Source organism: Nocardia sp. NPDC055002, from assembly GCF_053608825.1.
In genome coordinates, this window is sequence record NZ_JBSGWE010000001.1 from 621,423 (window position 1) to 638,304 (window position 16,882).

A 16,882-nucleotide genomic window follows, 5' to 3' on the forward strand; every position below is an offset into this window, starting at 1 on the left:
TCGCTGCTCCCTGTCGCTTCGTCACGGTCACAGGTAGACGGTGTTGGGCGGCAGGCCGACCAGCGAACGGCCGTAGAGCTCGATGTTCACGCTGGGTGTGATCATCGCGTGCAGCGAGGTCGCGTGGACGTCGCGCTGTAGGCGCGCGATCGGCACGTCGCGCTGGATCGAGGAGCCGCCACTGGCCTGTGCCAGGATCTCCACCGCGGCCTTGGCCTGGTGGGCCACCCAGCCGATCTGCACGCGTGACCAGACCCGTTCCTGTTCGGTCCATGCCTCGTTCGCCGCGGCTTTCGCGTCGATCACGTCGGCGAACGCGCGCGCCCGTGTCTCGGCGTCCTCGATCAGCAGGGCTGCCTCACCGACCTGCAGATGGGTGACCGGAGCGTCGAGCTGGCTGGGGTAGTCGGTGTAGGTGATGGGCCGACCGGGCAGCCGTTCGACGAACGCCGCCAGCGCCGCCCGTGCCGCGCCGACCAGCTGACCGGTCTGGATCGCGGTGACGGGCACCAGCACCGGCGCCGCGTACTGCGGCTTGAGCACGTTGACTGCCGACTTGGACCGGTTCTGGTAGAAGTCCTCGCCGGTGATCACCCGGTGCTCGGGCACGAACACGTTCTCGGCCACCGTCGAGACGCTGCCGGAGCCTTCCAGCCCGGAGGTGTACCAGTCGTCGACGATCCGCAGATCAGCGGTCGGAACCAGGGCGAAGATCGGTACCGGCGCGGCGCCGGGCTCGGTGGGCAGCGCTACGGTGACTTTCCAGTGTGCGTGCAGCACACCGCTGTTGAAGCGCCATGTGCCGTTCAGTACCCACCCGCCGTCGACCTTCGTCGCGGTACCGGTGGGTGCGGTCGTGCCCGAGATCCGCACGTTCGGTGTCGCGAAGACCTCGTCGAGCGCGGCATCGGGCCACAGCGCCGTCATCCAGGTGAGCGAGGCGTAGATCGACAGGCAGAACGCCACCGAGGTGTTGCCGCGGGCGACCTCGGCGAGCACGTCCACGAAATCCCGGGTGCTGGATTCGTAGCCGCCGTACTGCGCGGGAACCTGCATGTTCAGCAGCTCGGATTCCTCGATCGCGTCGATGACATCGTCGGGCAGGCGACGGTTCTCGTCGATCCAGCGAGCCCGCGAACGCAATAGCGGCGCCAGCTTCGTGGCACGCTCGACGAGTTCCTCACGGGACGGGTTGGTAGACATGGTCGATTCCTCTCGCCGAATATCGTGAATACCGAAGCGGTATCGGAGAAGTTCGAGAATTATTCGGCGACAACGCTGCTCACCGATCACCGAAAATCTCGCACATAATTCGGCGACGATTCAAGAGCTGCGGAACGACTCTACGGTCGACCCGTAGGTTCTCCCCGGGGAAACCACAGGATCATCACCAGGGCAACGGGTTCGGGACCGATGGCACACGCACAAAAGACGGCAGTCGCGTGGAACACGACTGCCGTCCGAGTAATTCGACTACCGGAAACTACCTCACGCGCACTCCTGCGCATTCATTACCCCGGCCAGTTGACGCCGACCCGCGATACCGAGTTTCCGGTACACATTGGACAGGTGGAACTCGACGGTACGCACCGTCAGGAACAACTGCTCGGCGATTTCCTTGTTGCTGAGTCCACGCACCGCGAGGCCGGCGATCTTGCGCTCCTGCCTGGTCAAGCCGGTCTCTCGATGCTGGGTGTCCAATGCGCCGAGGACCGAGCCCGCGCGCTGCAGTACGGGGCCGCTACCGGCGGCTGCCGCGAGCTCGGTGGCCGCCGTGACAGCCCTGCGCGATCGCTCTACATCGCCCTCGACCGCGTGCAACTGCCCCAGATCACAGAGTGCGCCCATCAGCTCATAACGTGCTTCAGCGAGTTCGAGCAGCTCTACGGCACGTTCGAGCGCGCCCACCGACCGACTGTCGCGCCGCGCCATGCCGACCGCGTGCAGGGCCCGTCCCACCGCCCCCGGTGAGCCCCAGCGCCGGGCTGCGGCGAGCTCGTCGTCGGCCAGTGCCGCCGCGAGGTCGCAGCGGCCGAGCGCGGCCGCCACCAGCGCGGCGCGGGAACGCCACGGAACGATCGCCGGATTGGCCACATTCAGCGCGGTCAACACCTTTCCGCAGGCCAGGTAGTCCGCCAGGCTGCGCTCGAGGTCGCCTTCGGCGCGATGCAGCGCACCGCGGGCGGCGAGCACGTGCGCGTGGTCGGGCATCGCGTCCACCGCGCTCATCCGGTCCTCGAACAGACACCGGGCACTGCTCAGGTCGCCGACCTGAACCAGCGCCTCGACGAGCCAGGCCAGCGCGATGCCGCGCAGCGCGGGTGACACACCGCGACGCAGCAGCGGTTCCATCGCCGCGATCGCCGCGGCGGGGCGACCGCACTGCGCGTCGATCCTGGCGCGAACGAGCGTCAGCGCTTCGAAGAGGCGAAACGAGATCTCGCCGCGTCCGCCGGACAGCAGCCGGGTGCAGTACGCCGCGGCCTCGGCGCATCGGTCCGCGTAGACCAGGGCCAGCAGAGCCAGCCACAGACACCCCGGGTCGGGCTCGTCGGATTCGGCGTCGAGCACGAGTTCCGATCGCCGGACGATGGTCTCCCGATCCAGAACTCCGCAGTGCACGAAAAGCATGTTCTGTACGCCGCCGCACAGGGTGTCGGCATCGCCGAAACGGCGGCGGGCCTCGGCGCGACCGACGCCGGACAGATAGTCGACCTTGTCGGTGAGCCGGGAGTCTCGGCGTTCACACCACGTCGATTCCGCGTGACCACATCTCACCGGCTCGGCGCACCCCGAGTTTCGGGGTGTTCTGATCGACAACACTTTCTGACGTTCCGACATAACATTCATTACGCTCGGGGCCGACAGACCTTCCGAGCGGGACACAGGATGATCGGTCATGAAGTCTCCCTGGTGCAGCGAGCCGAGCTTCCACGACCACGCCGTCGAAGGCCGCGAAAATCCCCCCGGTTGTCAAAGTACCAGCGACACAGCGCAATTCAGAGTGATGTTCAACATATGAATGCGATGATCTTATCTCTTGCAGATCACATCGTGAATTACCGACTCGCACAGGCTATTACCCGAACACGATCGAGCATTGCCATAACACGGAATGTGATGGTAATCGTACGCGCAGTGGGATGGATGCCACCGAGAGGCCTGGCGCAGACCTCGAACCGGGGCTCGCCCACAGCCCGGCGCGACTGGAGCCGGGCGAGTAGCCTCCTCGTCTCATCGAACAGTCTCGATGTTCAACGGTAACGGGATAGTTCAACGATGTCATCTCGGCAGACCAGGAAACTGTATCCACGAGTTCAACTCGGTGGCCCGGGAGGACACTGGTTTCGCTCACGCAGATCGGTGGTCTGGTGCGAGCCCGGCGGTGCTCGCTAGATTCGGAATCCAGTGCCCACCAGTGCAATCGGAGGTCCCCATGGGGCAGACCGTCCCCCACACGGTGTCCGTCTCGTGGCTTCGTGACCAGCAGGGCGAGCCCGACCTGCTGGTCGTGGACGCGAGCACCGATTTCACCGTGCTCGACGACGGAACATTCACCCTCGAGTCGGGGCGCACCGCGTACGCGGCAGCCCATGTCCCGGGCGCCGTGTTCGCCGACCTGCTCACCGACTTCGCCGATCCCGCGTCCGATCAGCCGTGCACCGCACCGGAATCGGAGCGTTTCGCCGCGGCCGCCGGCGCGATCGGCATCGGCGACGGTGTGCGCGTCGTGGTCTACGACCAGCACGACGGAATCTGGGCCACCCGATTGTGGTGGCACTTGCGCCTGGAGGGTTTCGACGACGTCGCGGTCCTCGACGGCGGCCTTCCCGCATGGCGGGCGGCGGGCGCCGAGGTTTCGAACTCCCCGGTGACACCCGTACCGGCCACATTCACCGCCCGCCGCCGGCCCGGCCTCATCCGATCCACCAGCGAGGTCGAGGCGGCGATAGCCGATGACGAGTTCCTGCTCGTGGGCGTTCTCGACGCCGCGACCTATCGCGGTGAGACAGACGTTTTCGCTCGACCCGGCCACATCCCTGGAAGCATCAACCTCCCGGTCGACCAGATCCGCGACCCGGCGACCGGCGCACTGCGCCCGCTCGAGCAACTGCGGGCCTTGTTCGCTGCCACCGGTCTGCTCGATCCAGCGATCACGCCCGTCACCTACTGCGGCGGAGGCGTCGCGGCAACGGGGGTGGCCCACGCGTTGGCCCTCGTCGGGCGCGAGGATGTCTCCGTCTACGACGGATCCCTGACGGCGTGGACCGCCGACCCCACGCTGCCTCTGGTCGTCGGCGAGCAGTCTGGTTGATCCAACAGCTCCGGTCGAGACCGCGCGTGCCCGAACATAGAGGCATGGACAACGGTGGACAGGGTTCGACGGGGAAGCTGGTCATGGTGCGCCATGGCGAGTCGCACGGCAATGTCGGCAAGCGGCTCGAAACTCGTGTTCCCGGACCTCCTCTCACCGAACGCGGCACGGCGCAGGCCGCACGGTTCGGAGCTGCCGTCGCCGGTTCGCCACGACTGTTCTGCTCGGCGGCGTTGCGGGCCCGCCAGACCGCCGAGCAGATCGAGTCGCTCACCGGAGGTCCGGTGACCGTGCTGGACGGTGTGCACGAAGTGCAGGCCGGCGACTTCGAGGGGGTCGGCACCGATGTCGCGCACCAGGCATTCCACCAGACCTATCAACGGTGGCACGGTGGGGAACTCGACCTGGCGGTTCCTGGCGGCGAAGCGGGCAACGACGTGCTCGACCGGTTCCTGCCCGTGCTCGAGGACCTGCGCGCGCGGTACCTGACGCCGGGTGCGGGCACCGACGTGGTGCTGGTCAGCCACGGTATGGCGATGCGGCTGGCGGCCGGCGCGATCGGCGGTGTGCCCACAGCGTTCGCCGCGAGCACACGCCTCGACTTCACCCAGACGATCGAGCTGACGCCGCGCTACAGTCCGGCAGCGCAGTTCCTCGGCTGGACCTGTACGCGGTGGGGACACCACGTCCCACCGTTCGGCGACATCACGACGTAGCTCGGACGCTGTCGCTCTCCCCCAGCAGGTTCAGCGTCCGGAAGTCGGCGAGATACTTGCCGATGAGGGCGCGATCGAGGTGCGGGACGGCCAGGTCGACGGCGCGGAGCGCGTCCTGAAACCGCTTGGTGGGCAGTACGCTTCGCGGCTCGGCGGGTTGCCGATAGGCCTGCAACAGCGGGAGCACCGAGCGGCGGCGTTGCGGTTCGGGTAGGCGGGTCAGTGCCGCTTCGAACCGGGCGAGCCACTCCGGGTAGCTGTCGATCCGCCGCACGGGCAGCCCTGCCTCGATCAGCCAGTCCACCAGCCGGTCCAGTGAGACGCCGTCGTCGTGGGGATTGGCGACATGGAAGATCCGGTGATCCGGCCGGGGATCACCCCCGAGCGCCGTGATCGCCGCCGCAGTGAAGTCGACCGGAAGCCCGTCGTAATGATCGTGTGCGGGTCCACCGCGCACGAACGACCGCGGCGCGACCCCGGTGGCGCCCAGGCTCACCAGCAGCCGGGTGAAGGTGTCCGCGACATTGAGCTGACCGGCGTAGTGGCGGTGTGCCAGGGCCATGTTCGAGCGGAACACCGTCACCGGGAGTCCGCAGCGGTCGTGGGCCGTGCGCAGCAGTATCTCCCCCGCCCACTTTCCTGCCTCGTAGCCGTTGGCGTAGCTGTCGTCGATGCGGCGACCGGGTGCGGCGACCCGGATGTCGGCGTCCTCGTCGAGCGCCGAGGAGTCGGCGACCGCGATCGTGGACAGGAAGTCGACCGACTTGACGCGGGTGGTCAACGCCAGCCGGATGATCTCGGCGGTCCCCACCACATTCGCGTCGAACAGATGCCGGTACGGGAGAACATGATTGACGTGGGCTGCGGCATGCACGACATGGTCGACCCGCGCAGCGAGCTGCTCCCAGGCCGAACGGCGCACGCCGAGAGCGGGTTGCGCGATATCGCCGACAACGATCTCGAGATGCCGGGACGCCAGCGCCCGGAACTCCGCACGTAGATCGGCATCGCTGTCGAAGGCGTCGTCGAGCCGGCATCGCGCCGCCGCCGGGTCCGCACCACGCACCAGGCAGATCAGCGTGCCACCGATATCGGCCAGTCGGCGCAGCCATTCCAGACACAGGAAACGCCCGATGTAGCCGGTCGCACCGGTCAGCAGGACGGTGTGGGCGACGTCGGCGACCGAAGGGAGCGCGCAGGCCCGCGCGACCGTCGCGGGGTCGAGGAACGCCTCCAGCGTCACATCCTCGGCACGCACCTGGACAGTGTCGTCCCCGTGGACGGCAGCGAAGCTCGGGCGCGCGGACTCCGGCTGTCGTTGTCGCCGAACGTATTCCGCGATCGCGGCGAAGTCCGTGCCCGGGCCGGTGAGCAGCCCGGCGGGCAACTCCACGTCGAGCAGTTCGCTCAGCAGGCTCGAGTACGTCACGACAGCCAGCGAATCACCGCCCAGATCGGTGAAACTCGCCCCGACGGGCAGATCCTTCTCGGCGCTGCCGACGACCGCCCTGGCAGCCCGCACGACCACCTCGAGCAGCGGGAGCTGGGCCGCGCGCGCACGCAGTTCACGCAGTTCGGCCGCCCGGTCGTCGGCGTGGTCCCGATAGATCCGCTCCAACCTCGCCTCGTAGCGCTCCCGGACCTTCGGGCGAAGGAGCTTGCCCAGACCCGACAGCAGACCGTTGTCGGCGGTGAAAGGTTGTGTTTCGACGAGGAAGTCACGCGGGATCTCGTGGGCGGCGAGCCCCGTCGCCGACGCCACCTCGCGCAGGGCCGCCGCGAGCGCCGACTCCAGCGACCCGGCGGCCAGGGCTTCGTCGGTCGGCACGATCACCGCGAGAAGGTAGGCGCGTTCGCTGGAGCCGTAGACGAAGATCTGCCGGATCAGCGGGCTCGTCCCGTAGACGGCCTCCAGCCGGGCCACTGTCACGAACTCGCCGTTGGACAGCTTGAGCACGTTGTTGCGCCGGTCGAGATACACCAGGTGGTCGGGTGCGATCTCGGTCATGACATCGCCGGTGCGGTAGTAGCCCTCGGCGTCGAAGATCGCCGCGGACAGCTCGGGCTGACGGTAGTAGCCCGGGATCGCGGTGGACGTGCGCACCAGCAGTTCACCGCGCGGATGCGGCCGGTCGGTGGTGAAGTAGCCGAGCTCGGGCACGTCGAGCAGCTTGTAGCCGGAGACCGGCGGACGCTGGATGCGGTGGTCGAGCAGGATGTCGAGGGCTTCGGTGGCGCCGTACCCGTCGTGCAGGTCGAAGCCGAGCAGGGCCTGGGCGAACAGTTTCGCCTCGGCGGCCATCGGGGCGCTGCCGAAGATGGCGTACACCGCGCGTCCGCCGAGCACCTCGCGACGCAGGGTGTCGAGGGCGGCCTCGCGCGCGGGCTCCGGGTCCGCGCCCGCTGCTCGGCGCCGGTCCACGTCGTCGCGGAATCGGTGCAGCAGCAGTTCACAGACCCTCGGCGCGAAAGCGATCTCCGTCGGACGTACCAGCGCGAGGTCGTCGAGCAGAGTCGAACGATCGGGACGCCCCGTGCAATAGGTGGTGCCGCCACGACCGAGTGTGCCGTAGAGCGAGAGCCGCGCCGCCACATGGCTCATCGGCATATACGCGAGGGTGAGGGCGGGCACCGGACTGGCGTTGAGCCACATCCTGGCGACCAGCCGCTGGGTGTAGATCGCGCCTTTGGGCGTTCCGGTGCTGCCCGAGGTGTAGATGAGCAGGCTCATCGAGTCGGCGTCGCCGCCGAACAACGGGGCGGGCGGCTCGGCCCGCCCCGCGCTGACGATCTCGTCGAGTGTGCGCACGGCGACGGTGGGCAGTCGGCGTCGGGCGTCGGCGAGAATGCGGGCGTGCTCGTCGTCTCCGGGGTTCACATCGAAGACGATCAGAGCCCGCGGAACCCGCTGTGCCGGAACGCTTCCCACTACCCGGTCGAGGAACTCCACTCCCACCGCGAGGACGCGCGGCACGGTCTCGGCCAGAACCGCGGCCAGCTCGCCACCGGATGCGTTGGCCTGCAACGGAACTGCCACCGCGCCCAGATGCACACACGCGAGGTCGAGGGTCGCGTAATCACCACCGGTGACCCCGACGATCGCCACGAAGTCACCGGGGCGCAGCCCGAAGTCCCCGCCCCACCAGGATGCCGCGACCGCGCCGACGCGATCCCACAGCTCGCGATAGGTGACGGTGCCGAATCGTGGCAGCAATCGTGTGGTCCGGCAGCCGGTCTCACGGTCGACAGCGAGTTCGGTGACCCGCCGCCCGACGGCGGGACGATCACCGTAGCCGGTCATCACCGTCTCGGCGAGATGAGCCAGCGGCAGTGCGGGTTGTCGAACCTTCGCCGAGAGTTCTGGGTCGCGCAGCGCGGCCCTGGCCTGCGCGTCGCGCTCGCACAGGATCTCGATCCGGCGTTCCAGCGGAATGCCCGCACTGCCCATGGTCTCAGCCCCTGCCCACGAACGGCATCGTCGTCGGGAAGACGCCGAGGAATTGGATATTCGTGTCCAGCGGCATCGAGGCCATCAGCACCAGCGCCTCGGTGAACCGCTCGGCCGGGATGGTCTGTTCGACCGCCAGTGTGCCGTCGGCCTGCCGCGCCGCCGGTTGCCCACTGCCGTCGGGCGGCGTCACATTGCCGACATCTATTTGCCCGCAGGCGATTCCGTGCGCGCGCCCGTCCAGTGACAGCGCCCTGGTCAAGCCGAGCAGCGCGTGTTTGGCCGTCGTGTAGGCGATGGCATTGGGTCTGGGCGCGTGCGCGGACGGCGCGCCCATATTGATGATCCGGCCACCACCGGGCGACTGGGCGCGCATCACACGGAAGGCCTGCTGCGCGCACAGGAACGCCCCGGTGACGAGGGTGTCGAGTGCGCGATTCCAGTCCTCGACGCGGATGTCCTCGATGGGACAGCGCGGTACCGCCGCCCCGGCGTTGTTGAACAGCAGATCCAGGCGGCCGAAATGCCGCTGCACTCCGGTGAACAGGTCGGCGACCGCGGCGGGATCGGTGATGTCGGCGGGTGCCACCAGGACTCGGCTCGCGGGAACGTTCGCGAGGTCGGCGGTCTCCTTCAGCAACGTTTCGCGACGGCCGGTCAGCGCCACCGACCAGCCCTGCGCGAGCAGCGCGAGGGCCGCCGCGCGGCCCAGCCCACTACCCCCACCGGTGACCAGGGCGATGCGATCTTCGGTGCTCATCGGTTCTCCTTGTCCACCCACAGCCGCAGCACGCGGCGCGCTTTCGGTCCCGGTTGGTCGATGTAGGGCGACCGGCCGTGCAGTGCCCGGCTGTTGCGGATGATCAGCAGATCGCCCGCAGCCAGCATCAGATCGAAGCCGACGCCGGGGCGGTGCAGCACCTCGTCGAGTACGTCGAGCGCGGCGAGCCGGGGCGCGTCGGCGGGGTCGTCCGCATTCAGCGAGGCACGCACGGTTCGGGTCTGGTAGTAGCAGCCGATGCTGCCGTCGGGCTGGGTGAACAGAATGGGCGACACCACGATCTGCGGTCCGGCACGCCCGGTGCGGTCGTAGGTCCAGTCGCCACGCAGCAGCGAAAGAGTCTCGCGGTCTTCGGCTTCCAGGATGTCGTTGACCCGCCGGGCGCCGGCGAGCCGAGTGAATCCCTGCCCGTCCGCAGCCGGTTGCAGACACACCAGGACCAGCAGATCGCAGGTGTCGCAGTGGAATCCGAGTGCGGTGGCGCCGTCTCCCTCGCGATCCCGCAGGACCTGGCGCAGGTCGCCCGCGCCGTTCTGCGGAACGACCACGCCGATCCCGTCGAGCACGAACAGCAGCGTGCGGGTGATGTCGTCTTCCGAGGCGGCGGGATCGACGAAATCGGCGACGTGGGCGAACCCCACCCGTTCGATAGCGCCGTCGACGAAGGCGTGCACGGCGGTCCGCACCTTGCCCGCGTCGTCGTCGGTCGCGGCGAGGGTGTCGCGGTCGTCGCCGGGCAGTCGCAGCGACCACACCGCGGGGTCGCGGGCGATCTCGGCTGCGTCCCAGCTGATCTCAACGGAGTTCGACATGGTTGGTCCCGTTCCTTTCTGCGCCGTCACCGATCGCGAGGCCGACGGCCTTCGACCACAGCGCGACCGCGGTGTCGATCTGGTCGCCCGTCACCACCAGCGCCGGAATCATCCGGACGACATTTCCGTAGGGTCCACAGGTCAGCAGCAACAGCCCCAGCGCCGCGGCGGCCTGCTGCGCGCGCTTGGCGGTGTCGGGATCCGGCGCGCCCTCGGGCGTGCAGAACTCGATGCCGATCATCAGACCGAGCCCGCGGACGTCCGCGATACCGGGGACGGCCAGCGCGTCGGCACGAATCGCGGCGAGCAGTCGTTCGCCCTGGACCGCGGCGTTCTCGACCAGCTTCTCGTCCCGGATCACCGCCAAGGTCGCCAGGGCGGCCGCGCAGGCCACCGCATTGCCGCCATAGGTTCCGCCCTGCGAGGACGGCCAGGCCCGGCGCATCAGCTCGGTGGACGCGGCGATGGCCGAGAGCGGGAACCCGCTCGCCAACCCCTTGGCGGTGACCAGGATGTCGGCGCGCGCATCCGGTTCGTGCTGATGCGCCCAGAATTTCCCGGTCCGGCCGAACCCGGTCTGCACCTCGTCGAGGATCAGCAGCATGCCGTGGCGATCGGCCCGTGCACGCAGTCCGGCAAGGAATCCCGGCGGTGCGGGCACATAACCACCCTCACCGAGCACGGGTTCGACGAGCAACGCGGCGGTCTCGGCGGGTGCGGTCACGGTGGCCAGGACATGATCGAGACCGCGCAGCGCGTGGTCGACGGCGGCCTCCTCGCTCAGGCCGAGCCGGAACGCCGCCGGGAACGGCGCCACCGCCACACCGGGCATCAGCGGCCCGATACCGGCCCGGTAGCGGGTCGAGGCGGTGGTCAGGGCGGCCGCCCCCATCGTGCGGCCGTGGAAGGACCCGTCGAAGACGACGATGTTGGGTCTGCCCGTGGCGTGCCGGGCCAGGCGTACCGCGGCCTCGATCGCCTCACTGCCGGAGTTGCTGTAGAACAGCGAATCCAGACCCGGCGGCAGCACCGAGCCGAGCTGCGCGGTCAGTTCGAGCAGCGGCTCGTGCAGGACCGTCGTGTACTGGCCGTGGATCAAGCGAGCGACCTGCTGTTGCGCGGCCTCCACCACGCGGGGATGGCAGTGGCCGGTGCTGGTCACCCCGACACCGGCGGTGAAATCGAGATACTGCTCGCCTGCCGCGTCGAACAGATACATTCCCTCACCGCGGCATGCGGTGACGGGAGTGGCCTGGGCGAGAACCGGGGAAAGCTCGGACATTCGACCTCCTATCGATGGGATGTGGGTCAGGCGGTGCGGTCGGCGGTCGCGACGGCCGGGAAGTATCCGGTCTCGGCCCCCCACGCCAGCGCGGTCGACCACCATCTCGGGGTCGGCGCGGCGAAATGGATGCCGAGCCGGTCGAGCGCGGCGACGGTCCAGGAACTGTCGATCCGCACGTTGCGGTCCGCGTCGTGGTGCGACCACGCCATGGCCTGCCGCACCGCCGCCGAATGCGACCCCTCGACCCGGGCGAGTGCTGCCGTGAACGCCGTGTCGTCGGTGAGCGCGACCGGATAGCCCGCCGCGGCGCTCCAGGCCACGAGCTCGTCGTGGGCCACCAGGTGCGGGGTTTCGATGTGATAGACCCCGGGCGCGCAGGCGGGTCGGCCTGCCAGTGTGGCGATCGCCGCGGCGACGGTGTCGACGTGGGAGAACCCGAAACTCACCGCGGGCCGACGTGGCGCGGCGCCGGCGAGCAGGTAGCCGCGGATCATCTGGTACACGCGGTTGTCCCCGATATTGCGTTGGAACGCGCCGGTCCGGCTGTCGGCCGCGATGTGCCCGCTGCGATGGATATAGCACTGCCGACCCTGAGCCGCCCACCGTCGCACTGTCAGCTCTGCCCCGAATTTGGCCCGCTCGTAGGGCGTTCGGAAGTACTGACCGATCCGCAGGTCGGCTTCGCTGAATCGTCGCGCGGTGCCCTCGACACCGCCGGCGACGCCGAGGGTCGACAGGTGGTGGAACCGGGCGTCGGGTGCGTGCGCGTCGATCCAGGCGAGGAGCCCGGACACCGCGGTGTGGTTGGTTCGTTCGAGTTCGGCGGGTGCGGCGACCAGTCGGGTGTCGGCGGCGGCGTGGATGATCACCTGCGCCCGTCCCGCCGCGCGCGTCGCATCGGCCGACATCCCGAGGTCCGTCCGGGTGATGTCACCGGCGAGCACCCGGATACCCCGCACGTGGCGCAGCCGCTGGCGGGCCTCGATGTCGCGGTCCCCGCGCACCAGACACGTCACCTGCGCGTTGCGTGCGAGCAGCGCCGAGAGCAGGTGCCCGCCCAGATAACCCGTCGCGCCGGTCACCAGCACGCGCGGCGCTTCCTCGACCACCCGAACCCCGGCCCGCGGTGCGCGCGCGCCCGCGAGCAGGACCTGCCCCGATGTCGACAGCGCCGATGTCGTGGCAGGGGCGGCCGCCGTGCCCGCGTACTCGGCGACGGCAGCGGCGAAACGGGTCATGATCTGGCGCGCCCGGTCGTCGGAGTCCGGGGACCCCGGGTGCACGAGGTCGGTGACGAGGCGGCCCTCGACGATGCGAGCGGTGAGCTTGAGCCGATAGAGCAGGTCGCAGTGGGGATTGCGCGCGGTACCCGCCTGTTCCGGCGCGACCGACCAATCCAGGGTCTGCTTGTCCGGCAATTCGAACGTGCCGAGAAAATTGAACCCGATGTCGGGGCGCGCGCCCACGGTGTCCATCGGCTGCTCGGGCGTGCCCGCGAGGAGATGCTCGATCTCCGCGGCGGAGTGGGTGGGCTCCGACGGTGAACGTCGTTCCAGCAGTATCCATTTGGCGGCGGTGAACCAGCCGACCGTATCGAGGTACTCGCCGCCGCCGTCACCGACGTCACGACCGTGGGTCTCCACCTCGACCGCGATCCGCGACTGCTCCTCACCGCGCCGCACCGCCGCGGCGAATGCCGACAGCAGCAGAGCCTCGAGGCCTTGCGCACCGCCGTACTCGTGAACGAGCGCGGCCGTCGCGGTCCGGTCCAACGTCCACACCAGGCTCGCCGGTCGTGGCGCGGGCCCGATCGTGCGAGCCGGGCGCCGCACCGGCGCGGCCACGGAGGCGCCACGATCAGCCGCCCAGCGGTAGTAGTCACCGGTCCCGGGAAGGTCGAACTTCTTGCCGTGCAAGGCCGTTCGATACGCGTAAGCGAGATCGTCGAGCAGGATGTGCCAGGAGAACCCGTCGACGGCAAGGTGGTGGACGACGATGGCGAGGCGATCGTCGTGATCGCCGCCGCCGCTGAACAGGTGCACGCGCAGCAGCCGCCCCGCCGCCGGATCCAGGCCGAGGTGCAGGTCGGTGCAGGTGCCCTCGACGAACTCGGCGATCCGCGCGGCCGATCGCGGCAGCCGGGAGAACGAGACCGCCGCCATTTCGTCGACGTCGCGACAGGCACCCGGTCCGGTCGGCCCGATCTCGGTACGCAGCACAGCATGTCGCTCGGCGAGATCGGTCACCGCGCGCGACAGGACACCGGCGTCGACAGCGTGACCGCAGCGCAGCACCACCGACTGATTCCACTGCCGGTGATCACCGACCGGCTGTGCGAACATCCACCGCTGGGCAGGCCCGGGCCGGCGCCCGGGCTGCTGCTGTCCCCCGGCGGCCCTCGTCGCGCCGGCATCGATCGGTCGTGCGGCCGCCGCCAGCCGCCGCGGGGTCGGATGCTGGTAGAAGTCGTCGAACGTCACGCGCTGACCACGCCGGTAGAGGTAGGCGATCGTGCGCATGGCCAGAATCGAATCGCCACCGAGGTCGATGATGTCGGCCTCGGGATCAACCGACGGCACTCCCAGCGCACCTGCCCACAATGCGGCGATACTGTGCGCCAGGCCGCCTGCCGGGTCCTCGCCTCGACGAGTCGCGCCGGCGGCACCGCCCGCACGGGAGTCGAGCAGTGCGGTCACCATCGCGCCGACGCGGGGGCGATCCAGCTTGCCCGTGGACCCCAGCGGCAGCTCCGGCAGCACGAAGATCGGCTGTGGCACCGCGTAATCCGGCAGCACCTCGTGCAAGTAGGCACGCAGTGCCGCCACTGTCGCCGCATCGTCGGTGCGCGGTGTCAGCCGAACAGCCGCACGGAGCCGATGGCCCGTCGCCGTCGGCTGGACGACGACGGCTGCCCGCTCGACGCCGGGCACGCACTCGGCGGCTCGTTCGACCTCGGCGGGATCGACCCGGAAACCACGGACCTTCACCTGACGGTCGACGCGGCGCACGAACACGAGCGCTCCGTCCGCGCGCCGCCGGCAGATGTCACCGGTGCGGTAGACCCGGTCACCGTCGCGCGGCACGAACTTTCTCGCGGTGTCACCCGGCGACCCGAAGTATCCTGCGGTGACCCCCTTTCCGCCGATGTACAGCTCGCCCTCCGATCCGTCGGGGACCGGATCGCCCCCGTCGTCGAGCAAGCACAGCGTCGTTGTCGCGCCGATGGCCGTTCCGATGGGAACGATCTCCTCCTCGGGCAGTTCGTCCGCGGTGGTCGCCACGAAGCACGTCGCGCCGACGGTCGTCTCGGTGGGACCGTAGTGATTGACCACCCGGTGCGCGATACCGCGGGTGAGCAAGCTCGCGGCGAAGGCACGGGAGAGCGGTTCGCCACCGAGCAGCACTGCGTCCAAAGGCCCACGGTCCGTGTCCTGTTCGAGCGCGCCCAGGTGAGACGGCGTCGTCTTCAGGACCGAGATACCCGCCCGGCGTACCGCGGGCCAGAAGGCCGCTGGGTCGCGGGTGTCGCGATCGGCGACAACGTGCACCGACCCGGCGCTGGCCAGTGCGAGCAACCACGCCGTGTGGCCGAGATCGGCCGCCAAGGTCGTGACATGCCCGACGCAGGGCGCGTTGCCCGCATCGAAACCCAGTCGTTCGCACAGTGACCGCGCATAGTGGGTCGCGTTACCGTGCGTGACCGCGACCGCCTTCGGCTCGCCCGAGGACCCGGACGTGAACGAGAGATAGGCGAGGTCACCGGCATCGACAGGGCACGCACCGTCCCGTGCGTCGCTCTCGATCGCCTCGACCGGATCGATGACGATCGACCCGTAGTCGGAGACCGTCGCCGACACCGCACAGCGTGCCCCGACAGCGCCGAGCCGGCGACGCAATTGACCCGCACTCCACGAGGATTCGACCGGAACCGCGACCGCGCCGCGGCACCACACCCCGAACATCAGCGCGCATTGCCGGGCGTCTCGTTCGCCGAGAACAGCGACACGATCGGCCCGGCCGACCCCCGACGCACGCAGTCGGTCCGCGGTCGCCTCGGCTATTCGCTCGACCTCGCGATAGGTGAACACACGGTCGGCGTCGGCCAGTGCGGGTCGCTGTGGGTGTTCGCGCGCGTTACGCCGCAACAGGTCGATCAGCGTGTCCGCCTTCATCGCCGCACACCTTCGCCGCGCAGCTCACCGGCCACGACACCGTCGATCAGATCCCCCTCGGGAAGCCTGCCCGCGAGTTCCCACGCGATCATGCGGTGCAGCCCGTCGAGGTGGAACAGTCCTTCCTCGGCCCGCAGATCGGCATAGTCGCTGTGCCCGGCCGGAGCGGCGCTGAGAAACACCGTGGTGAACGGCGCTCCGGTGAGGGCGGTGATCAGCCCCGTGCACACCGGGTTGGCGGCAGCCAGATCGGCCCGTTCGGTGCGCAGCCGTGCGGCCGCCTGTTCGACTGTCAGCCCGGTGCGCGGCACCAGTTCCCGGTCGCCGCCCTCGCTCAGATGCCAGGGCAGGGTCACCGCGGCCAGATCAGCCCGCGACAACAGCACCCGGGTCCAGGTGCCCGACAATTCGTCACCCCGGCGAAGGTTGTCCTCCCCTTCGCGAAACCGCACACCCTCTTCCGCCCCGTGCGCGCAATGCTCATCCCGGTAGATCGCCAATACCTCGGCGAGATCGCTGTCTCCGACGATTCTCATGATCGGGCGCCCCTATCCTTGTGCGATATCGTCTCGGAAATGCTTGTCGGCGAACAACTCCGGCGAAAGCCCGGTGCCGAGGCCCAGCTCACGCGCACGTGCCAACATATGGCGCCAATACGGTTTCACCGGTCGCCAGCGCGCCGCGCCGGTCTGGCAATAGGACGCGTCGACGAAGTAGCGATGCCGCTCCGATGCCGTCGTCGACAGTCGTCGCGCGTGCAGTAACGCCGAATGCAAGAGCACCGTCGAACCCGGTGGTAGCGAATCGATCACCACCTCACCATCGAGATGGTCGGTGCCGACATGCGCCATCGCCGACTTTTCGCGCGACTGATGATGCGACCCCGGCAGAATCACCAGCGCGGCCATGGTGTCATCGAGTCCGGTGAGGTAATGCAGCGTGTGCACCATCGCCAGGGAAAAATCCGCCAGATCGTTGGGTTCATAGTCGTGATGCCACGATTTCGCCGCGATCGTCGCGTCATGGCGGTCACTGTGCAGATGGTGGTAGACGAAGTCGGGTCCGAGCAGCTGGGACAGGATCGCCATCAGCGGCCGATACGTCAGGATTTCCCCGTGCGCGGGCAATTCCAGTTCCATCACCGGCGGTATCCCATAGGTCGCGGGATCGCGGCAGCTGTCGATCGACCGGGCACGTAATCCCTTGTCCACCCAGTGGTCCACTTCCGGCAACAGCCGTGCGCACAGTTCGTCCGGAATCAGTCCCGGCACGATCAGATAGCCCGATTCGGCGAATTGTCTCGCCGCGAGAATTCCGGTGTGATCATCATCGAGAACAGGCCGCATCAGCCCG

General features: G+C 68.8%; 11 protein-coding genes. 2 read left to right on the plus strand and 9 right to left on the minus strand.

Going from position 1 to position 16,882, the window contains the following annotated elements; genetic code table 11:
• Window positions 1-27: 27 nt before the first annotated feature.
• Window positions 28-1,203, minus strand: a complete 1,176-nt coding sequence (locus ACWF99_RS02990) for an acyl-CoA dehydrogenase family protein (RefSeq protein ID WP_378658907.1) — start codon at window positions 1,201-1,203, stop codon at window positions 28-30.
• Window positions 1,204-1,488: 285 nt separating this feature from the next.
• Window positions 1,489-2,778, minus strand: a complete 1,290-nt coding sequence (locus tag ACWF99_RS02995; protein ID WP_452534325.1) for a helix-turn-helix transcriptional regulator — start codon at window positions 2,776-2,778, stop codon at window positions 1,489-1,491.
• Window positions 2,779-3,436: 658 nt separating this feature from the next.
• On the opposite strand from ACWF99_RS02995, the gene ACWF99_RS03000 reads away from it, so the two are divergent.
• Window positions 3,437-4,315 (plus strand): sulfurtransferase, encoded by an 879-nt coding sequence (locus ACWF99_RS03000; RefSeq protein ID WP_452534327.1) that lies wholly within the window; start codon window positions 3,437-3,439, stop codon window positions 4,313-4,315.
• Window positions 4,316-4,359: 44 nt separating this feature from the next.
• A complete protein-coding gene (locus ACWF99_RS03005) occupies window positions 4,360-5,031 on the plus strand; it encodes a histidine phosphatase family protein (protein ID WP_452534329.1) in 672 nt (223 codons plus the stop codon).
• On the opposite strand, the gene car is transcribed toward ACWF99_RS03005, so the two are convergent.
• The 7 genes from car to ACWF99_RS03040 are packed head-to-tail and all read right to left on the minus strand — an operon-like array spanning window position 5,021 to window position 16,875.
• Complete coding sequence (gene car, locus ACWF99_RS03010) at window positions 5,021-8,479, minus strand: carboxylic acid reductase (protein ID WP_452534330.1); 3,459 nt, start codon at window positions 8,477-8,479, stop codon at window positions 5,021-5,023. The genes ACWF99_RS03005 and car overlap by 11 nt on opposite strands.
• A gap of 4 nt (window positions 8,480-8,483) precedes the next feature.
• Window positions 8,484-9,239, minus strand: coding sequence for an SDR family oxidoreductase (locus ACWF99_RS03015; RefSeq protein ID WP_378629525.1), 756 nt, complete (start codon window positions 9,237-9,239; stop codon window positions 8,484-8,486).
• Window positions 9,236-10,072, minus strand: a complete 837-nt coding sequence (locus tag ACWF99_RS03020) for a TauD/TfdA family dioxygenase (protein ID WP_378629527.1) — start codon at window positions 10,070-10,072, stop codon at window positions 9,236-9,238. The genes ACWF99_RS03015 and ACWF99_RS03020 overlap by 4 nt, the downstream gene beginning before the upstream one ends.
• Window positions 10,056-11,354: an aspartate aminotransferase family protein gene (locus tag ACWF99_RS03025; protein WP_452534332.1), complete on the minus strand. Its 1,299-nt coding sequence runs from the start codon at window positions 11,352-11,354 to the stop codon at window positions 10,056-10,058. Before ACWF99_RS03025 ends, ACWF99_RS03020 begins: the two co-directional genes overlap by 17 nt.
• 26 nt (window positions 11,355-11,380) lie before the next feature.
• Window positions 11,381-15,529, minus strand: coding sequence for an AMP-binding protein (locus tag ACWF99_RS03030; RefSeq protein ID WP_452534334.1), 4,149 nt, complete (start codon window positions 15,527-15,529; stop codon window positions 11,381-11,383).
• Window positions 15,526-16,065 (minus strand): DUF6309 family protein, encoded by a 540-nt coding sequence (locus ACWF99_RS03035; protein WP_378629534.1) that lies wholly within the window; start codon window positions 16,063-16,065, stop codon window positions 15,526-15,528. The genes ACWF99_RS03030 and ACWF99_RS03035 overlap by 4 nt, the downstream gene beginning before the upstream one ends.
• A 12-nt stretch (window positions 16,066-16,077) precedes the next feature.
• Window positions 16,078-16,875 (minus strand): phytanoyl-CoA dioxygenase family protein, encoded by a 798-nt coding sequence (locus tag ACWF99_RS03040; protein WP_452534335.1) that lies wholly within the window; start codon window positions 16,873-16,875, stop codon window positions 16,078-16,080.
• Window positions 16,876-16,882 lie beyond the last annotated feature (7 nt).

Coding starts and splice junctions, on each gene's coding strand:
- ACWF99_RS02990 (WP_378658907.1), bottom strand. CDS start 1,203: ATGTCTACCAACCCGTCCCGTGAGGAACTCGTCGAGCGTGCCACGAAG.
- ACWF99_RS03000 (WP_452534327.1), top strand. CDS start 3,437: ATGGGGCAGACCGTCCCCCACACGGTGTCCGTCTCGTGGCTTCGTGAC.
- ACWF99_RS03005 (WP_452534329.1), top strand. CDS start 4,360: ATGGACAACGGTGGACAGGGTTCGACGGGGAAGCTGGTCATGGTGCGC.
- car (WP_452534330.1), bottom strand. CDS start 8,479: ATGGGCAGTGCGGGCATTCCGCTGGAACGCCGGATCGAGATCCTGTGC.
- ACWF99_RS03015 (WP_378629525.1), bottom strand. CDS start 9,239: ATGAGCACCGAAGATCGCATCGCCCTGGTCACCGGTGGGGGTAGTGGG.
- ACWF99_RS03020 (WP_378629527.1), bottom strand. CDS start 10,072: ATGTCGAACTCCGTTGAGATCAGCTGGGACGCAGCCGAGATCGCCCGC.
- ACWF99_RS03025 (WP_452534332.1), bottom strand. CDS start 11,354: ATGTCCGAGCTTTCCCCGGTTCTCGCCCAGGCCACTCCCGTCACCGCA.
- ACWF99_RS03030 (WP_452534334.1), bottom strand. CDS start 15,529: ATGAAGGCGGACACGCTGATCGACCTGTTGCGGCGTAACGCGCGCGAA.
- ACWF99_RS03035 (WP_378629534.1), bottom strand. CDS start 16,065: ATGAGAATCGTCGGAGACAGCGATCTCGCCGAGGTATTGGCGATCTAC.
- ACWF99_RS03040 (WP_452534335.1), bottom strand. CDS start 16,875: ATGCGGCCTGTTCTCGATGATGATCACACCGGAATTCTCGCGGCGAGA.